Annotated in this window: 22 protein-coding genes and 1 riboswitch; of the genes, 21 read left to right on the top strand and 1 reads right to left on the bottom strand. The window is 38.9% G+C overall.

What is annotated here, in order from left to right:
- Positions 1-91: 91 nt before the first annotated feature.
- From lepA to DOK79_RS13665, 13 genes are all read left to right on the top strand, one after another.
- Positions 92-1,927 carry a translation elongation factor 4 gene (gene lepA / locus DOK79_RS13725; RefSeq protein ID WP_206858886.1) on the top strand — a complete coding sequence of 612 codons (1,836 nt, stop codon included), beginning with the start codon at positions 92-94 and terminating at the stop codon, positions 1,925-1,927.
- Positions 1,928-2,101: 174 nt separating this feature from the next.
- Positions 2,102-2,365, top strand: coding sequence for a hypothetical protein (locus tag DOK79_RS13720; RefSeq protein ID WP_206858888.1), 264 nt, complete (start codon positions 2,102-2,104; stop codon positions 2,363-2,365).
- 627 nt (positions 2,366-2,992) lie between these two features.
- Positions 2,993-4,129 carry a Fic family protein gene (locus tag DOK79_RS13715; RefSeq protein WP_206858889.1) on the top strand — a complete coding sequence of 379 codons (1,137 nt, stop codon included), beginning with the start codon at positions 2,993-2,995 and terminating at the stop codon, positions 4,127-4,129.
- Between the two features lie 360 nt (positions 4,130-4,489).
- Positions 4,490-5,878 carry a C39 family peptidase gene (locus DOK79_RS13710; RefSeq protein ID WP_206858891.1) on the top strand — a complete coding sequence of 463 codons (1,389 nt, stop codon included), beginning with the start codon at positions 4,490-4,492 and terminating at the stop codon, positions 5,876-5,878.
- A gap of 261 nt (positions 5,879-6,139) precedes the next feature.
- On the top strand, positions 6,140-6,499 hold the full coding sequence (locus DOK79_RS13705) for a YxeA family protein (protein ID WP_206858893.1): 360 nt from the start codon (positions 6,140-6,142) through the stop codon (positions 6,497-6,499).
- Positions 6,500-6,754: 255 nt separating this feature from the next.
- The gene (rpsN, locus tag DOK79_RS13700) at positions 6,755-7,024 is read left to right on the top strand and encodes a 30S ribosomal protein S14 (RefSeq protein WP_206858896.1); all 270 of its coding nucleotides are present in this window, start codon (positions 6,755-6,757) and stop codon (positions 7,022-7,024) included.
- Between the two features lie 18 nt (positions 7,025-7,042).
- Positions 7,043-7,210: a 50S ribosomal protein L32 gene (gene rpmF, locus DOK79_RS13695; protein WP_206858898.1), complete on the top strand. Its 168-nt coding sequence runs from the start codon at positions 7,043-7,045 to the stop codon at positions 7,208-7,210.
- Positions 7,211-7,240: 30 nt separating this feature from the next.
- Positions 7,241-7,621 carry a hypothetical protein gene (locus tag DOK79_RS13690; RefSeq protein ID WP_206858901.1) on the top strand — a complete coding sequence of 127 codons (381 nt, stop codon included), beginning with the start codon at positions 7,241-7,243 and terminating at the stop codon, positions 7,619-7,621.
- A 39-nt stretch (positions 7,622-7,660) separates the two neighbouring features.
- Entirely contained in the window at positions 7,661-8,068 is a 408-nt protein-coding gene (locus DOK79_RS13685) for a NusG domain II-containing protein (RefSeq protein ID WP_206858902.1), read from the top strand.
- A 288-nt stretch (positions 8,069-8,356) separates the two neighbouring features.
- A complete protein-coding gene (locus tag DOK79_RS13680; protein WP_206858984.1) occupies positions 8,357-8,521 on the top strand; it encodes a type II toxin-antitoxin system HicA family toxin in 165 nt (54 codons plus the stop codon).
- A 34-nt stretch (positions 8,522-8,555) separates the two neighbouring features.
- On the top strand, positions 8,556-8,984 hold the full coding sequence (locus DOK79_RS13675) for a type II toxin-antitoxin system HicB family antitoxin (protein ID WP_206858904.1): 429 nt from the start codon (positions 8,556-8,558) through the stop codon (positions 8,982-8,984).
- A gap of 273 nt (positions 8,985-9,257) precedes the next feature.
- Positions 9,258-9,611: a BMC domain-containing protein gene (locus DOK79_RS13670; protein ID WP_206858906.1), complete on the top strand. Its 354-nt coding sequence runs from the start codon at positions 9,258-9,260 to the stop codon at positions 9,609-9,611.
- A gap of 50 nt (positions 9,612-9,661) precedes the next feature.
- Positions 9,662-10,096 (top strand): EutP/PduV family microcompartment system protein, encoded by a 435-nt coding sequence (locus DOK79_RS13665; protein WP_206858908.1) that lies wholly within the window; start codon positions 9,662-9,664, stop codon positions 10,094-10,096.
- A 46-nt stretch (positions 10,097-10,142) separates the two neighbouring features.
- A riboswitch (cobalamin riboswitch) is annotated at positions 10,143-10,334 on the top strand.
- Positions 10,335-10,460: 126 nt separating this feature from the next.
- On the opposite strand, the gene DOK79_RS13660 is transcribed toward DOK79_RS13665, so the two are convergent.
- On the bottom strand, positions 10,461-11,369 hold the full coding sequence (locus DOK79_RS13660; RefSeq protein ID WP_206858910.1) for a PocR ligand-binding domain-containing protein: 909 nt from the start codon (positions 11,367-11,369) through the stop codon (positions 10,461-10,463).
- A 279-nt stretch (positions 11,370-11,648) separates the two neighbouring features.
- On the opposite strand from DOK79_RS13660, the gene DOK79_RS13655 reads away from it, so the two are divergent.
- From DOK79_RS13655 to DOK79_RS13620, 8 genes are read left to right on the top strand one after another with little or no spacing between them, the layout of a single operon-like run.
- The gene (locus DOK79_RS13655; RefSeq protein ID WP_206858911.1) at positions 11,649-11,930 is read left to right on the top strand and encodes a BMC domain-containing protein; all 282 of its coding nucleotides are present in this window, start codon (positions 11,649-11,651) and stop codon (positions 11,928-11,930) included.
- Between the two features lie 10 nt (positions 11,931-11,940).
- Entirely contained in the window at positions 11,941-12,750 is an 810-nt protein-coding gene (pduB, locus tag DOK79_RS13650; RefSeq protein WP_206858914.1) for a propanediol utilization microcompartment protein PduB, read from the top strand.
- A 20-nt stretch (positions 12,751-12,770) separates the two neighbouring features.
- Positions 12,771-14,432 carry a propanediol/glycerol family dehydratase large subunit gene (locus DOK79_RS13645; protein ID WP_206858916.1) on the top strand — a complete coding sequence of 554 codons (1,662 nt, stop codon included), beginning with the start codon at positions 12,771-12,773 and terminating at the stop codon, positions 14,430-14,432.
- Positions 14,433-14,444: 12 nt separating this feature from the next.
- Entirely contained in the window at positions 14,445-15,122 is a 678-nt protein-coding gene (locus tag DOK79_RS13640) for a propanediol/glycerol family dehydratase medium subunit (RefSeq protein WP_206858917.1), read from the top strand.
- Positions 15,123-15,135: 13 nt separating this feature from the next.
- On the top strand, positions 15,136-15,642 hold the full coding sequence (locus DOK79_RS13635) for a diol dehydratase small subunit (protein WP_206858918.1): 507 nt from the start codon (positions 15,136-15,138) through the stop codon (positions 15,640-15,642).
- Positions 15,643-15,671: 29 nt separating this feature from the next.
- Positions 15,672-17,501: a diol dehydratase reactivase subunit alpha gene (locus DOK79_RS13630; protein ID WP_206858920.1), complete on the top strand. Its 1,830-nt coding sequence runs from the start codon at positions 15,672-15,674 to the stop codon at positions 17,499-17,501.
- Positions 17,494-17,853: a glycerol dehydratase reactivase beta/small subunit family protein gene (locus DOK79_RS13625; protein WP_206858921.1), complete on the top strand. Its 360-nt coding sequence runs from the start codon at positions 17,494-17,496 to the stop codon at positions 17,851-17,853. The genes DOK79_RS13630 and DOK79_RS13625 overlap by 8 nt, the downstream gene beginning before the upstream one ends.
- Positions 17,850-18,368, top strand: coding sequence for a BMC domain-containing protein (locus DOK79_RS13620; protein ID WP_206858929.1), 519 nt, complete (start codon positions 17,850-17,852; stop codon positions 18,366-18,368). Before DOK79_RS13625 ends, DOK79_RS13620 begins: the two co-directional genes overlap by 4 nt.
- Positions 18,369-18,377 lie beyond the last annotated feature (9 nt).

Raw genomic sequence — 18,377 nt, 5'->3', positions numbered from 1 at the left:
CTTCTAAAGTCCTTAGAAGGAAAAAGTCTTTAAATTCCTCCTTTTCGTTGGTATAATGAAAAGTGCTGATTATATGAAAAGAGGAGACGCTATGGATATAAAGAAAATGAGACAACGCCAAGAGCAAATTCGAAATTTTTCGATCATTGCTCATATCGACCATGGGAAATCAACATTGGCCGATCGGATTTTGGAAAAGACGAACACTGTGACGTCTCGTGAAATGCAAGATCAGTTATTAGACTCCATGGATTTAGAACGCGAACGTGGGATCACGATCAAACTAAATGCCGTAGAATTGAACTATACTGCAAAAAATGGCGAAACGTATATCTTCCATTTGATCGACACCCCAGGGCACGTCGATTTTACCTATGAAGTATCACGAAGCTTGGCTGCCTGTGAAGGCGCCGTCTTAGTCGTGGATGCCGCACAAGGAATTGAAGCACAAACATTAGCCAATGTTTATTTGGCATTAGACAATGACCTAGAAATTTTACCAGTCATCAATAAAATCGATCTACCAGCCGCAGATCCAGAGCGTGTACGTAATGAAATCGAAGAAGTGATCGGTATTGATGCCAGTGAAGCAGTGTTAGCAAGTGCAAAAGCTGGGATCGGTATTGAAGAAATACTGGAACAAGTCGTTGAATATGTACCAGCACCTTCTGGCGATATCGAAGCACCTTTGAAAGCATTGATTTTTGATTCTGTCTATGACAGTTACCGTGGGGTCGTATTGAACGTCCGTATTACTGACGGTATGGTCAAACCAGGTGATAAAATCAAGTTGATGAGTAATGGTAAAACGTTCGATGTAACTGAAGTCGGCGTGTTCTCACCAAAAACGATTGCTCGTGACTTCTTGATGGTCGGTGATGTTGGTTATATCACTGCCAGCATTAAAACAGTCCAAGATACAAGTGTGGGGGACACAGTGACACTGGCGGATAACCCAGCTGCTGAAGCATTGCCTGGCTATCGTAAAATGAATCCAATGGTCTATTGTGGGTTGTACCCGATCGACACATCACGTTACAATGATTTACGTGAAGCCTTGGAAAAACTTCAACTGAACGATGCTGCGTTGCAGTTTGAACCAGAAACATCACAAGCACTTGGCTTTGGTTTCCGTTGTGGTTTCTTAGGATTGCTTCACATGGATGTTGTCCAAGAACGTCTGGAACGTGAATTCAATCTTGAATTGATCACGACAGCACCATCAGTAATCTATCATGTCAATAAAACAGACGGTTCAATGGTCGTCGTCGATAACCCTGCTGATTTCCCAGAACCAGTAACGATCCAAGATGTTGAAGAACCTTTTGTCAAAGCACAGATCATGGTTCCTAATGAGTACGTTGGTGCAGTCATGGAACTTTCCCAACGCAAACGTGGCGATTTTATCACGATGGACTATTTAGATGATTACCGTGTCAACGTCGTTTATAACTTGCCATTGTCAGAGATCGTTTTTGATTTCTTCGACAAACTAAAATCAAGTACAAAAGGCTACGCCTCACTTGATTACGAAATGTCAGGGTATCAAAAGAGCAAGCTAGTCAAAATGGATATTTTGCTAAATGCTGAAAAAGTCGATGCACTAAGCTTCATCGTTCACCGTGATTTTGCGTATGAACGTGGAAAAGCAATCGTTGAAAAACTGAAAAAATTGATCCCTCGTCAACAATTCGAAGTACCGATCCAAGCAGCAATCGGTCAAAAAATCGTTGCCCGTTCAGACATCAAAGCCTTACGTAAAAACGTATTGGCAAAATGTTACGGTGGTGACGTTTCCCGTAAACGTAAACTTCTTGAAAAACAAAAAGAAGGTAAGAAACGAATGAAACAAATCGGTAACGTCGAAGTCCCACAAGAAGCTTTCATGGCTGTTCTGAAAATGGATGAGGATGAACCGAAGAAATAGTAAGGGCTGAGTTCTATTAAAGAGAATTAATCGAACAGTTCCGCGCAATAAAGTTGGATATATTTAGAAGACCTTAACGACATCATTTTGAAGATGTCGTTAAGGTTTATTTTTACTATAATAGAGGTAAATCATAAATATCCTAAACTATCTAAAGATTGGAGTTGCTACCACATGAAAGTATCTTTATCTTTAATAATTGATACCATTGCAGAAATAGTAGAACCGGACTGGACACAGGAATTTGAAGAATCTTTAATTACAATGACTAGAAAATTAATTAGATCTGGTGACCTTTATATCATTAATAAAGACGAAATAAATAGTTTAGAAATAGATCAAGAACGAAAAGATAAAATTTACAAGCAAATCTCAGAGTTTACTGGTGAAATGCCAAAAGATGATTTTGATATATTTGTTCAGTTTCGAACCTCTTGATTTTAACAATCTTATTCTAAAAGGTTAAGTGAGTCGTGATTATGCATTTTAGAATAGAGTGATGATGAAACTTGATTTATTTTAAAAGACTATATAGGTTATATTAAAAAAGTCAGACTTATTACCTCGCTAAAAATAGGCAAATAGAGGATATAAACAAGATATGGATTGTATTTTGAAAGAGTTGCGAATGAATGGCTTCTATGTTCCTCTGGATAAAAAAATATATGATGAGAAAACAATCGACATGTGGTTAGTATAGTTATGATAATACAAATATGAGTGGGGAAAAGAGAGAATCTTACATATATACTCCAATTAATCTAAGCTAAACAATTGTTACTGGAAAAAGAAAAAGAACAAGAACTAAAGATTCATATTTAATAGTAAATAGTTAGTTAATAGATTTTAAAAAAGAATCAACCTGAGTCTTTATGCTTAGATTGATTTTTTTTGCGTATTTGAATTCTAAAAGAAACGGTTTCTTTAATGAGGAAAAGCCCTATGCTCAAAAATCAGGTATTATTATATATTTATAAACCTCATTTCATTCTATTTGATTAAAAAGGTTAATATTGATCAAATAGAATGAGATAATTTGCTTATCAAATTCTATGGAGGTCAAAGATGGTTGCAATTAAAGGAGTTGAATTACTTCCACCCAAAGTAACTATGGAACAGGCATTGAAACTTTACAGAAAAATAGCGAAAATAAAATCTACAGTAGGCAAGTTGAACTCAGAGCTAGAGCATTCTATCGTAAATTCTCAACTAATACAAATGCTGACACTTAATGAATCTGTGCAATCTACAAGAATTGAAGGGACTCAAGTGACCTTTGCAGATATGATTGAAGACGCAACTAAGAAAAATAAAAGTACCGAGGCAATTGAAGTAGAAAATTATATGAGAGCCTTATCTGAAGGAATCGATTTAATTACTAATGGAATGCCAATTTCGTCACGCTTGATTAAGCAGCTACATGCTGTTCTAATGGGGAAAAACACTCGTGGAACTACTTCTTCTGCAGGCGAGTTTCGAACAATTCAAAATTTTATTGGCCCTACTAATAAAATGGAGGACGCAGTATATATTCCAATTGGTGCGCACGAAATTGGAGAATACATGACGAACTTAGAGTATTATATTAATGGAGAAGAACACCATTCTTTTGAACATAAGGATGTTTCAGATATGGAATATTTACTAGATGAGAATTCTGATCCGCTAATTAAAACAGCAATTTTGCATGCGCAATTTGAATCAATCCATCCTTTTTTAGATGGAAATGAGCGAATGGGAAGAATCTTGATTGTACTCAGTACAATGAAAGATGGTTTGATAAAACATCCTGTATTTTTTGTAAGTGAGGAGCTAGAAAAAGAACGTTTACGATACTATAATTATCTAAATGGCGTTCGCGGAAAAGAAGCAGACTGGTTCGGCTGGATTGACTTTTTTTTGGATACTTGCCAAAGGATGTCAGATAGTATGTTGCATAAGCTAGAGAGTATTACAGAGTTAGCAAGAATTGGTATTAAAGAAATTAACTCACAAAGCGGAAAAATCAATCATATATGGATGGCTACTTTTAATAAACCATATATTACAGTTAGTGAAGTTGCGAGTAATCTAGGTATTGGCGTTTCAACTGCAAGAAATGGCTTAAATCACTTAGTTGATTTGAAACTAATTGATGTAGATAAAGCTAAAAGAAAAAATAAGGTATATGTTAATTATGATTTGTTACGTATTCTTGGGTAGAGAATAATCAAGATATAACTACTTATTAATTTAAAGGTTAGATATAAATTTTTAAGTTAATTGAAAATAAAAACGAGATAATAGGTAGTTTCTATCAATTAAGATCAATAATTCAACTAAAGAAATCTGGAATACGAAGTAAGTACTTCTATTTCAGATTTTTTTGTTATTTCCTCGTATGTGATAAATGGAATAGTCTTGCTTTTCATTTATTTCTGACCAATCTTTTTACTCGGACAAAAAAATAGATTCATGTATAATTTAATCAAGAGTTTATATTACTATTGTTATAATATTTTCGAATAACATCATATGTTAAAATCTATTGCTATTTTTTGTTCATTTATAAGGAGGAAAAAGATGAAACGGGGATCTATCACTAAAGGTATATGTGGGGGCATGATAGTTGCTATTCTATCGAGTTCGTTTGGCATGAGTCAAGTGTTTGCGGAAGAGTCGTCTACAGTGGATACCACCACAGAATCAACTCAAACATCAGGAGTCGCACAAGTCCAAAATACAGAAGCAAATGAAGTCAGTCAGAAAACAGGAACGACTGAAACAGTAATACCGACACAAGAGTCCCAACAGACACAACAAGTACAATCGAGTGAAGTAACAGAAGTGCAACCAGAGCAACCACAAACCGCAATCGTCGATGGGGTAGAGGTGATTTTGGAAGCTCCGGAAAAAGCTGGTAAAAATGAAGCTGATGTTACGCAAGCGCCAAAAGAGGAGTTGATCGAAGGTTCACCTAGACTTTTTCGTGCGGCAGTGCAAACGATCCCAATGTATCGGTTGTTCAATCCACACAGTGGTGAACATTTTTATACGAGAGATACTGGCGAGCGGGATAATCTGAGAAGGATTGGTTGGAATTACGAAGGAGTTGGGTGGCAAGCTCCGACAAATGGAGATCCAGTGTATCGTTTGTACAATCGTTATAATGGCGAACATTTTTATACATTGAACGCAAAAGAACGCGATAGTATCACGAAACAAGGATGGAAATATGAAGGAATCGGTTGGTACTCATATAAAGGCGCGAATGCTATCCCGGTCAGTCGTTTATATAGTAAACGGGTGAACTGGCATCATTACACATTAGATGAAAACGAGAAAAAAATCATTACAAAACAAGGTTGGGTCTATGAAGGCGTTGGTTGGTATGCGGTTGGAAATGGGCAGCAAAGTCAAGATGACTATAAATTATTAGGTGTGAAAAATTATAACCAGTATGCTTTAGGTGCACCAAGTGGCTGTGAAGGGGCTTCTTTATTACAAGCTCTTCAATACAAAGGAAAAATCACTAACTGGAGTTTGACTCAATTCTTGAACACGATTCCTAAATCACCAAATGGCAATCCGAACAGCGGCTTTGTCGGTAGTCCTTTTGTCGAAAATTCATGGACGTACTCTGCAATTTACCCTGCACCTTTGACGACATGGGGCAAAAAGTATGGAAATGTCCAAAATATTTCGGGCAGCTCCATGAATACGTTGTTAAATGAAGTCAAAAATGGAAATCCTGTTGTTGCTTGGGTCACGATCAATTTCCAACCGATTCGTTGGGGGAATTGGAATTTTGGTGTTGCAGCAAATAATAACCATGCGGTAACTCTTGATGGGTACAACAAAGGAAGTAATCAAGTCCACGTTTCAGATCCTATCAGTGGTTCTTATTGGATGAATCGAACGACATTTGAGAATATTTACAATGCACGTAAATATGCGGTAGTCGTTAGATAGAATCAGTAAAACTTAAAAACGTACGAAATAGGGTCCATAAAAAACGCTTTTTTCATAACCTGTAAAATCCCAGAATAACTTTGCTTATTTTGGATTTTACAGGTTATTTTTAGTATCTATTTTTAGCGAAAGCTTGAGCAGTGGCTTATAAAAAAAGCTCATTACGTTAATGTAAGTTAAACATAGGAAGAATAGATTTCGCCTCATCATCATATTTAGTATGATTTAGAAAGAAAAAAGAATGAGAAAGTGGGAATGGTGATGGGTAAACTAGTCAAAGGATTATTGGTAGTTGCACTTGTTTTAGGAATAGGGGCATTTTTTATCGAATCAAAAACAGAAGGATTTCAAGCATTAACGGATAATTTTTTATCTGATAAAGAAGTAAAAGAGTATTATGTTAAAACGAGTACTGGCGATAAAAAAGGAAATGATTATCTCTATACTTTTGATGGATACGATGAAGCCGGTAATCAGCAAACAGTGAAAAAAATGGTTGATCGCGAGTTACAACAAGATAAATACTTAAAAATCGATGCAAAAGGTCTTCAAGGAAAAGGTTGGAGTGAAATACCAGAAAATGAAGTGCCAGCGAAGGCATTGGAAAAACTCAACTCGTAATGTTTCAGTCGATAAATTTGATTTGACATTAATTACAAACTAATAGGATGAAAGCTCACTAAGATGTATTTAGTTCATACATGTCAGGGGGCTTTTTTTATATTTAAAAAGATGTCAGTTTAAGGTCTTGCTTCATTTCGACCGATTAGTATTTCTTTTTTGACAAACCAAACTAGACGTGGTAAAGTAGTTCTACTCAAAACGTAATTATTACGATTTGGATAATATAAAGTGAAATAAAGGAGCAGAATATTAGTGGCAAAAAAATCAAAAATTGCAAAAATGAATAAGCAAGTAGCTTTGATCAATAAATATAGCGAACAACGTCAAGAGTTAAAAGCAGCAAAAGATTATGAAGGGTTAGCTAAGTTACCAAAAGAGTCTAATCCTAATCGTTTGAAATTAAGAGACCTGACGGATGGCCGTCCTCGTGGCTATATGAGGAAGTTCGGGATGTCTCGAATCACGTTTAGAGAACTGGCTCATCAAGGATTGATCCCAGGAGTTAAAAAAGCAAGTTGGTAAAATAGGAGGAAAACAGTCATGGCAGTACCAGCAAGAAAAACATCCAAAGCAAAAAAACGTTTACGTCGAACACATCAACGTCTATCCAAACCAGAGATTTCTTTTGATGAGTTGTCCGGTGATTATCGCCGAAGTCATCATGTTTCGTTAAAGGGCTATTATAAAGGGCGAAAAGTTATCGAATAAACGATTAGTCATTCAAGGAGGTCTCAAGAGATGGAAATTATTTATCCGCCATTAGTCGAGCAAGGAATCAAGTATTATTTGGAAACAGAAAACGAGCCTACTGTAGACAAAGGTGAATTCTATCGAGCAATGGTCGATAAGAAATTGATCACAGAAACTGGACTTCCAACACAACATGCGATTGATCAAGGGTTTATCAAAGACTATTACGAAAAACAGGACCTGTCTTTTGATGAATTTCTATCGATCTATCCATTTTTCCAAGAATATGACTCTGGTTTGTTCAAATGTATTGACGGCTTCTGGGAGATTCCTGTAGACTTGAAAGCAGAATTGATCGAAATGCTTGAAACAGATCAACTAGAGTATGATGACGCACAGCAAATCAACATCTACTTGGAAGATCGCTGAGCATTAAGAGAAAAGAAAATCCAACAAAGGACAATCTAAATGAACAACTTTCGTAAAACAGGTATAAAACCTTGGGATATCATCATTATTTTTGTGTTGATCGTGGCTTCTTTAGTACCGACAATCGTATTTGCTTTGTCATTTGATAAAGAAGAAAGCGAAAATAGTGTCAAGTATGCGGTAGTCAAAATCGATGGCAATGAAGTTGACCGTTTTGATTTAGACGATATCAGCAGTAAGAAGGTGACCTATCACCCATCTGATACACAATATAACATTGTTGAAATCAATGAAGGTAAAATCAGAGTGAAAGAAGATAATAGCCCTGATCAAATCGCGGTAAGAACCGGTTGGATCTCAGAACCAGGACAAACCAGTATTTGTTTACCTCATCGACTAGTGATAACTATCGAACAAGAGGGGCAGTCGGATTATCATATCTATTAAGTAAAGAAAAACTACTATTGTCAGCTTGGATAAAGTTGGGGGTAGTAGTTTTTTGCGGTTTCACTCCAAGTGATGTGAGATGTCGCTGAAAAATAATTTGGAAGATATAAAGTATTTGATCTGTAAAAGAAAGAGTTGGGCTAGTTTTAATGTATCAAAGCATTGAAGTTTCGTTATACAAGTAGGATAAACTAATAAAAATTTAGCATTTTCTCCCCACACGTGTTAGTACGTGCTATAATATTTTTGTAAGGGAGTATAGTGCAAAAGCCGCTTACAGGAAAAGAAATGCTTAGGTTATTGAAGGAAAATGGTTGGATTGAGCGAAGGCAGGAAGGCTCTCACCACCACCTTTATAAGGATGATGTTAGAATTACTGTTCCTGTTCATGCCAATCAAGATCTCGGTCGAGGACTTGAGCAAAAAATTTTGAAAGATGCGGGATTGAAATAATCTCGCATTTGGCTAGCAGAAAGGGGGAACTGAAATGTTAAGCGAGCCTTTAGCGAAAACATATCCTGCTATTTTTAAACCAGAAGAAGATGGTGGTTACTTCATTGAATTTCCTGATATCCAGGGGGCTTACACAGGGATCAATGAAAATGATATCTCTTATGGAATCGCAATGGCAGAAGAGGTTTTAGGCATGGTTTTGGCGGATTATATCGAGCATGGAGATTCACTACCAAAGCCAACCCCGATCAATCAGATTTCTATAGAAACAGATTCCTTTACGACGTTGATACGTGTAGATGTTGCTAAATATTTAAAAGACACAGAATCGATCAAGAAAACATTAACGATCCCAAGATGGGCGGATACCTTAGGAAAACGTGCTGGTATAAATTTTTCGGTCTTGCTAACAGAATCGATTGCAAATAAAGCCGATGATATCCTCCATCCAAGAAAAAAATAATAGATAAGGCAAGAACCAAAATAAAGCATTATCTGTTTACCTCATCGACTAACGATAACTATCGAACAAGAGGGGCAGTCGGATGATCATATCTATTAAGTAAAGAAAAACTACTATTCTCAGCTTGGATAAAGTTGGGAATAGTAGTTTTCTTCATCGGATGAAAAAGCTTTCATAAGTCGCAAATATTTGTTACTTCCTCAAATCAAAGACAAAATACTTCTATTTTTCTATGCTAGAATATAGTTATTATTAGATAGTAGGGGGAGGCAAATGGTGGCAAACGAAAGACAAATCGAACGAACGATCCAAGAATACGTTCCAGGAAAACAGGTCACACTCGCACACATCATCCCGAATGCTGATCGTGAAGTATTTGTAAAGCTTGGATTGAGCGAGGCGAGTAATGCAATCGGTATTTTAACGATCACTCCAAGTGAAGCGTCGATCATCGGTGCAGATATCGCTAAAAAATCAGGAGATGTGTCGATCGGTTTCATGGATCGATTTAGTGGATCAGTTGTTTTTACTGGTGAGGTTTCTTCTGTTGAATATGCACTGCAACAAGTCATCCAAACAATGAATACGGTTCTAGGGTTTGATATCCCTGAGATCACAAAAACATAGGATATCCGCAATCACTGATTGTTGATTCGCGAGAAACGGCAGGTGAAAAAATGCGTCGGGTGATTTTTATTGGACAAACAGGTAGTGGTAAAACCACCTTGTCACAGTGGCTACAAAAGAAAGACATTTCTTATCATAAGACTCAACAAGTGTATTATCTGGATGATTCAATCGATACACCTGGCGAGTTCATGGAGAATCAGTTTTACTATAATGCGTTAGTCAGCGCTTCGATCGAGGCAGAGGTGGTTGCATTCGTTCAAGATATTACAAGCGCTCAAAATTATTTTCCTCCTTATTTTTCATCAAGATTCAACAAAGAAGTAATCGGTGTGATCTCAAAAGTTGACTTAGCAGATGAACAGACACGAGCAAAAGCCTGTGAATTGTTGCAATTAGCTGGTGCATCTAAGATTTTTGAAGTTTCTACCATAACAGGTTTTGGTTTAGACGAATTAGAGAAACACTTGTCTACGAAAGGATAGGTGGCAGAAATACGGTTTAAAATAAAGTGCTTCTGTTATCTATTGACCATGATTGTGAAGTAATGTATAATTGGAAATAATAAAAATATAAACACATGATGTTAAGGGAACAAGGTGAGAATCCTTGACAGACCCTTTTTACTGTATATGCAGACGACCCCTCATTTAGCCACTTACGGGAAGGCGAGGTAGTAGGATGAAGCAAAGTCAGGATACCTTACATGATGTGAAAGTGATTTTATTGGGAAAATCATTTTGCGATTCAAACCGATCAATAGACGGCTTGTTTGGTGAAGTGTTTTTTCGAAAACACTTCATTTTTTTTATTGAAAAAAAGACAGTCGGCCAACTGTCTTTCAGTGGATCAGCTCTTTCTTCTAAATGAAGCGGGAGTTGTTCCGGTCTCTTTTTTGAATAGTTTACAGAAATAACTTGGCTGAGTGTAGCCAATACGGTAGGCGATTTTTTGCACGCTCAAATTCGTTTGAAGCAGTAATTCTTTTGCTTGTTCGATCCGTTGTTTATTAAGGTAGTTAACGAAACTGATCCCTAATTCTTTTTTGAAAAGTCGGCTAAAATAATAGTGACTCAAATAAACATGGTTTGCTACTTCATCTAGTGTGATGTTGCGCGAGAGATTCTTGTTGATATATTTGATTGCTTTATTGATTTCTCCATGATCGGAGTTAGCTTCTTTATTCTTAGTTTTACCTGTTTTTTCTTTCGGTGTACTGAGATTGAATTTGATCCGATCTCTAGGATGGTCTTCTTCTTTTCCGTAATGTTCAGCGATCGTTTCAAAAAGTGAAGCGGCAGCCGTGATTTGTTTCTTATTCACGACACGTACTTTATTACGTGCATGCCTCAGTTCAGCATAGTCCTTCCAATTCGTGATCGATGGGTGGATGCGATCGATTTGATTTTCCTTGATATCAGCTACTTGTACTTGACCAAAAAGTGCAAAGCCATGTAGTTGTCGATCGTATATCAGAGGTAAGGAGATATCAGTCAAGCCAGCATGGCATTGATAGATATGTGGTTTTCCGGTTTTTGATGCTTCTAAACCGCCATAAGCATCACATTTTTGGCACAGATGTTTCAATTGTGGATTTGCGCGTATGGTTTGGCAAAAAGGAGAAAAATTAAACAAATTTGACGTTTCTTTACCGTGGATATCAACTAATACAGCGCCATAATCGACTGCTAATGCAAATTCTTCCATTATCTTGGTAAGTCTATCTAAATAAATTCCTTTTGGATGACCTTGAATCATGCAACAGCCCCCTTTCATCGCACTAATTCTAACAGAAAAACACTAGTTATTGTACAAAACATCACAAATAGTACGATTTTGACTATCAAATGACAAGATTTTAATAGATTGTTTCGCTTAAATTATTAAAATTTAAGCTTATTTGTCGTGTTTTCTTTTTTTATTCACAGCAAATTATTATTATTTTCTAAATTCATAAAAAAAAGATGGAACAATTATTTTCCATCTTTTTTTTATATGATGATATTGTAAGCGCTACTAAAATTAGGAGGTATGACAATGGGTCAAGAAGCTTTAGGCATGATTGAAACTCGAGGATTGATCGGTTCAATCGAAGCAGCAGATGCAATGGTGAAGGCAGCGAATGTAACGTTGATCGGCACTGAAAAAATCGGTTCAGGTTTAGTCACTGTAATGGTCAGAGGAGATGTAGGTGCGGTCAAAGCCGCAGTTGACGCTGGCGTTGCAGCAGCAGGGTCTGTTGGGGAAGTCGTTTCAAACTACGTGATTCCTCGTCCTCATTCTGAAGTTGAGAGAGTACTCCCAAATTTAACTGACTGAGGTGATCTGAATGGTTGATAATAATGCAGCAGTAGAAGAAATCTTAAAAAAGGTTTTGAATAAAATCGAATCAAATGAAACAAAGGAAAATACTTCGGGGGGAACAAACAAAATGATTGAAAAACATTGTGGCTTAACAGAATTTGTCGGTGCATCAGAATTTGGCGATACGATTGGTTTGGTGATTGCAAATGTTGATTCATCTTTATTGGATACGATGAAATTAGAGAAAAAATATCGTTCAATCGGTATTGTGGGTGCTCGTACAGGTGCTGGGCCACATATCTTGGCGGCTGACGAAGCAGTTAAAGCAACAAATACAGAAGTGATCTCAATCGAAATGCCTAGAGATACAAAAGGTGGCGCTGGTCATGGATCGATCATCATTTTCGGTGGCGATGATGTTTCAGATGTGAAGCGTGCGGTTGAAGTGACATTAAAAGAAGTAGATACTCGTACGTTTGGTGATGTTTACGCAAATGAAGCGGGCCATATCGAATGTCAATATACTGCTCGAGCGAGTTATGCGTGTAACAAAGTATTTGGTACTCCAGTGGGTAAATCATTTGGTTTGATCGTTGGCGCACCAGCGGCGATCGGTGTAGTAATGGCAGATACAGCAATGAAGGCAGCGAATATCGAAGTTGTTAGTTATGCAACACCACAAAATGGCCAAAACTTTTCAAATGAGGTAACGATGACATTTAGTGGCGATTCAGGAGCTGTACGTCAAGCGGTGATCTCTGCGCGTGAAATCGGTATCAAATTATTAGGTACATTGGGCAGCGAACCAACGAATGATCAGCCATCATATATTTAAATTGGAGAGTGAGTTAATAGATGAAATCGAAACGATTTGAAGAATTATCAAAAAGACCTGTAAACCAAGATGGATTTGTTGATGAGTGGATAGACGAAGGTCTGATCGCCATGCAAAGTCCCAATGATCCAAAGCCAAGCATCAAGATCGTTGCCGGTGAGGTCGTTGAATTAGATGGAAAAGCAAAAGAAGATTTTGATTTGATCGATGCGTATATCGCGCAGTATGGCATTGACATCACACGTGCAGAAGAAGTAATGCAGATGTCATCCAAAGAATTAGCGAATAAAATCGTTGATCCAAACATTTGCCGTGAAGAAATCATCCAATTGACGACTTCAGCAACACCAGCAAAAATCAATGAAGTTGTCGGCTACATGAATGTGGTTGAAATGATGATGGCCGTTCAAAAAATGCGTGCACGTCGTCGTCCAACAACACAATCTCACGTAACGAACTTACGTGATAACCCTGTTCAGATTGCTGCGGATGCCGCTGAAGGCGCTTTACGTGGATTTGATGAGCAGGAAACAACAGTCGCGGTTGCACGTTATGCACCGTTTAATGCAATCTCGATCATGATCGGTTCACAAGTGGGACGTCCAGGCGTATTGACACAGTGTTCATTGGAAGAAGCAACTGAGCTTGACCTTGGTATGAGAGGGTTCACTGCGTATGCTGAAACGATTTCGGTTTATGGTACAGAGAAAGTATTTACTGATGGCGATGATACACCTTGGTCAAAAGGGTTCCTTGCTTCATGTTATGCGTCTCGTGGCTTGAAAATGCGTTTCACTTCTGGGACAGGTTCAGAAGTACAAATGGGTTATGCAGAAGGCAAATCGATGTTGTATTTAGAAACTAGATGTATCTATCTAACAAAAGCAGCGGGTGTGCAAGGACTGCAAAATGGTTCGATCAGTTGTATCGGTATCCCAGGTGCGGTGCCTTCAGGAATCCGTGCGGTCTTAGCGGAAAACTTGATTGCGATGTTGCTTGACCTTGAAGTGGCTTCTGGAAATGACCAGACATTCTCTCACTCAGATATCCGTAGAACAGCTCGTTTATTGATGCAATTCTTACCAGGAACTGATTATATTTCTTCAGGATATTCTGCGACTCCAAACTATGACAATATGTTTGCGGGTTCAAACTTTGATGCGGATGATTTTGATGACTACAACATCTTACAGCGTGACCTACGTGTTGATGGTGGATTACGTCCAGTAGAAGAAGCAGAAGTGATCAAAGTTCGTAATAAAGCAGCAAAAGCGATGCAAGCGTTATTTGCAGAATTAGGGTTACCAACGATCACAGACGAAGAAGTAGAAGCAGCAACTTACGCTCGTGGTTCTGATGACATGCCTGCTCGTGACATGGTTCAAGATATCAAAGGAGCAGAAGAGTTGTTAGCGAGTGGGGCTACTGGGTTAGATCTAGTGAAAGCTTTATCTAAAACAGGTTTTGAAGATGTCGCTGTCAGCGTGTTGAATCTATTGAAACAGCGTGTTGCCGGAGACTTCTTACAAACTTCTTCTATCTTTGATAAAGATTGGAATGTCATCTCTGCTGTCAATGATAAAAATGACTATGCAGGACCAGGAACCGGGCATCGTCTAGATGGCTCAGAGTGGGAAAAAGTGAAAGCAATTCCTAACGCAATCAACCCGCAGGATATATAGGAGGAGTATGAAATGGCAGAAATCAACGAAAATTTATTAAGATCGATCATTCAAGAAGTCTTGACTGAAATGGATACAAATAAAACTGACCAAACAGTAGCATTCAAAAGTACACCGTCTACTGTTGCAGCGGCAGATAACAACTCTGAATCTTGGTTCCGTTCCATCGGTGTTGCTCAACCCGGCAATGCACCAGATGAAGTGGTTATCGCAGTTGGACCTGCATTTGCGGCATCTCAAACAACGAGTATCATTGGCTTGAGTCATAAAGATATCTTGAAGCAAATCATTGCAGGGATCGAAGAGGAAGGCTTAAAAGCTCGTGTAGTCAAAGTGTTCCGTTCTTCAGACGTGGCATTTGTTGCGGTTGAGGGAGACAAGCTTTCTGGTTCAGGTATTTGCGTGTCGATCCAATCAAAAGGAACAGCGATCATTCACCAAAAAGATTTACAACCATTGTCAAATCTTGAATTATTCCCACAAGCACCACTGATCACACTTGAAACGTATCGTGCGATCGGTAAAAATGCAGCGAAATATGCAAAAGGGGAATCACCAAATCCAGTTCCGATGATGAACGACCAAATGGCACGTCCAAAATACCAAGCACAATCTGCTTTACTTCACATCAAAGAAACAAAGCATGTTGTCATTGGGAAACCAGCAGAAGAAATTGCTGTAACATTATAACGAGGTGAAACAGATGAACGAACAGACATTAGAAAGCTTGGTAAGAAATATCTTACAAGATATGAACAATAAACCGACTGGAACAACCGAAGTTGCAAGTGGCACCCAAGCGACGACTGCTGACTATCCAATTGCTGTCAAACATCCAGAATGGGTAAAAACAAAAACAGGCAAAACATTAGAAGATATCACACTGGCCAATGTATTGAATGGCTCGTTGACACCCGAAGACTTGAAGATCACACCATCGATCTTAAAAGCACAAGGTGAGATTGCGCACAGTGCCGGACGTAAAACTATTTCTTCTAACTTTGATCGTGCCGCAGAATTGACAGCGGTTCCTGATGAGCGTGTTTTAGCAATGTACAATGCGTTACGCCCGTATCGCTCAAGCAAACAAGAATTGCTGGACATTGCGGATGAATTGGAAACAAAATACAATGCGAAAATCTCTGCTGCTTATTTCCGTGAAGCAAGTGAGCATTACGAAACACGTAAGAAGCTTAAAGGGGATAATTAAGAGATCTTCAGTTATCGGGAGGAATATGCATGAAACGTATTATAGGTATTGATATTGGAAATTCCTCAACGGAGATCGCACTTGCAGAGATCGATAAGAATGATCAAATTCAATTTCTACAATCGGCTATTACTGAAACAACGGGGATCAAAGGAACGAAGAAGAATCTCTTTGGGATCTATAAAGCAATCAATGAAGCTTGCGCAAAAAATGATCTGACCATCTCCGATATCGATTTGATCCGTATCAACGAAGCAACGCCTGTCATCGGTGACGTGGCGATGGAAATGATCACTGAAACGATCATCACCGAATCAACGATGATCGGTCATAATCCTAAAACGCCTGGTGGGCATGGTTTAGGCGTAGGGAAAACGATCAAATTATCAGAATTAGTCAAAAAAACATTCAGCGATGACGACTATGTCGTCGTCGTTGAAAAAGAAATCGAATTTGACCAAGCGGCGAAATGGATCAACCAGATCGTTGAAAATAATATTCGGGTCACAGGTGCGATCCTTCAAAGCGATGATGGGGTGTTAGTCAATAATCGCTTGACCCATAAAATCCCGATCATTGACGAAGTGGCGTACATTGAAAAAATCCCATTGGGTATGTTAGCTGCGGTTGAAGTAGCGCCAGCTGGTCAAGGGGTTGCTCAGTTATCGAATCCATATGGTATTGCGACTGTATTTGAACTTGATTCAGAAGCAACGAAAAGTATCGTTCCTATGGCTCGTGCGTTGATTGGCAACCGTTCTGCCGTCGTGATCAAGACACCACAAGGCGATGTGCAAGCACGTGTGATTCCAGCAGGCAGCATCGAGGTCACGGGAGGGAATCGTCGCAAGATCGTGGAAATCTCTGCTGGTGCAGAAGATATCATGACGGCGGTGAGTTCTTTTGCCGAGATCGACAATGTGACTGGTGAATCAGGTACAAACGTCGGTGGAATGTTGGAGAAAGTTCGGTTAACGATGGCGAATCTAACGGAACGTCCGCTCGCAGAGATTTTCATCCAAGACTTACTTGCGGTCGATACTTTTGTTCCAATCGAAGTCAAAGGCGGTGTTGCCGGTGAATTCTCAATGGAACAGGCAGTTGGTATCGCTTCAATGGTCAAATCGGATCATTTGCAAATGTCGAAAATCGCACAGTCGATTGAAGAAGATTTGAAAACACCGGTTGAGATTGGCGGTGCGGAAGCAGAGGCGGCGATTCTAGGGGCTTTGACGACGCCGGGTACAAGCACACCTTTAGCGATTTTAGATTTAGGTGCTGGTTCTACCGATGCGTCGATCATTGGGGATCAAACCGTTTCTGCTACTCATTTAGCTGGTGCGGGAGATATGGTGACATTATTGATCAAGTCGGAGTTAGGGATTGATGATATTTATTTAGCCGAAGATGTCAAAAAATATCCTTTGGCAAAAGTAGAGAATATTTTCTATATCCGTCATGAAGATGGCAGTGTGCAATTCTTTGAGGAACCTTTAGATCCTCACTTATTTGCAAAAGTTGTCGTTGTCAAACCAGAAGGCCTCATTCCGATTCCGCTAGATATTTCAATCGAAAAAATCAAATTAGTTAGACAGACAGCGAAAAAGAGAGTGTTTGTCACAAACACGATCCGAGCATTGAAACGTGTCAGCCCGACTGGCAATATCCGTGACATTCCATTTGTTGTGATCGTCGGAGGTTCGGCGCTTGATTTTGAGATTCCTCAAATCGTGACAGATGCGTTATCTCACTATGGGTTAGTTGCTGGGCAAGGGAATGTGCGTGCATGTGAAGGTCCTAGAAATGCCGTCGCTACTGGCTTGATCCTTTCACATCTGAGGGGGAATGAACATGGATAGACCTTCGATCATCATCTACGTAGATGGAATCGACGAAGCAATCTTGACCTCATTACTCTATGGGATAGAAGAAGAGAGCATTCCGTATAAGTTAGAAGCAAAAGCGTTCAATAATGCAGCCCAAGCGGCATACGAAGCGGCTTTAGCTTCTCCATTACAAGTAGGGATCGGCGGAAGCAAGGATACACTTTGCTTACACCATAAAAGCTTGAAAAGAGAAGCACCTTATCAAGTATTGCAACATGTTTCAATCGTCCCTTCCACGATTTTGAGAAACTTAGGAAGCAATGCTGCACGGATCGTCAAAAGCATTCCGTTAAAATCACTGGAATTATTGGAGGTGAATCAATGAACCAAGCAATTGGATTGATCGAATCAACAGGATTAGCCAGTGCTATCAACCTTTCTGATATCATGGTGAAATCCGCAAATATTGAACTTTTGAGTATAGAAAAGACTAAAGGATTTGGCTGGATGACCGTTATGGTCCAAGGCGATGTTGGTGCTGTAAAAGCAGCAATCGATGCCGCAAAATCCGCCGCGATCTCGATGGATGCCTACGTCTCTTCTCTGGTTATTCCAAGACCAGGAGACAATATTCTTCATGTCTTCTCTTCAAAAGAAGAGAAAGCTGAACCAAAGCAAGAAGAAGCGCCTGTCGCTAAGGTTGAGGAAACAGCAACGAAGCAAGAATCCTCAGCTGAAAAAGCTGTAGAGCCGAAGAGTGAAGAAGTGCCAGTTATCAAAGAAGATAAAACGACACTTCCTACAAGTCCTGTCGATACAGTGTCTGACAAAGCTAAAACCCCAAAAGATCCACCAAAAAAAGGAAACAAAACTGGGGCAAAGAAAAATAAAAAAAACTAGGAGGAACAC

Origin of the sequence: Enterococcus sp. DIV1094, from assembly GCF_017316305.2 — a bacterium.
Lineage (GTDB): Bacteria > Bacillota > Bacilli > Lactobacillales > Enterococcaceae > Enterococcus_B > Enterococcus_B mangumiae.
Note: the sequence above shows the minus strand (reverse complement) of the source record. Positions and strands in the feature narration are given on the sequence as shown.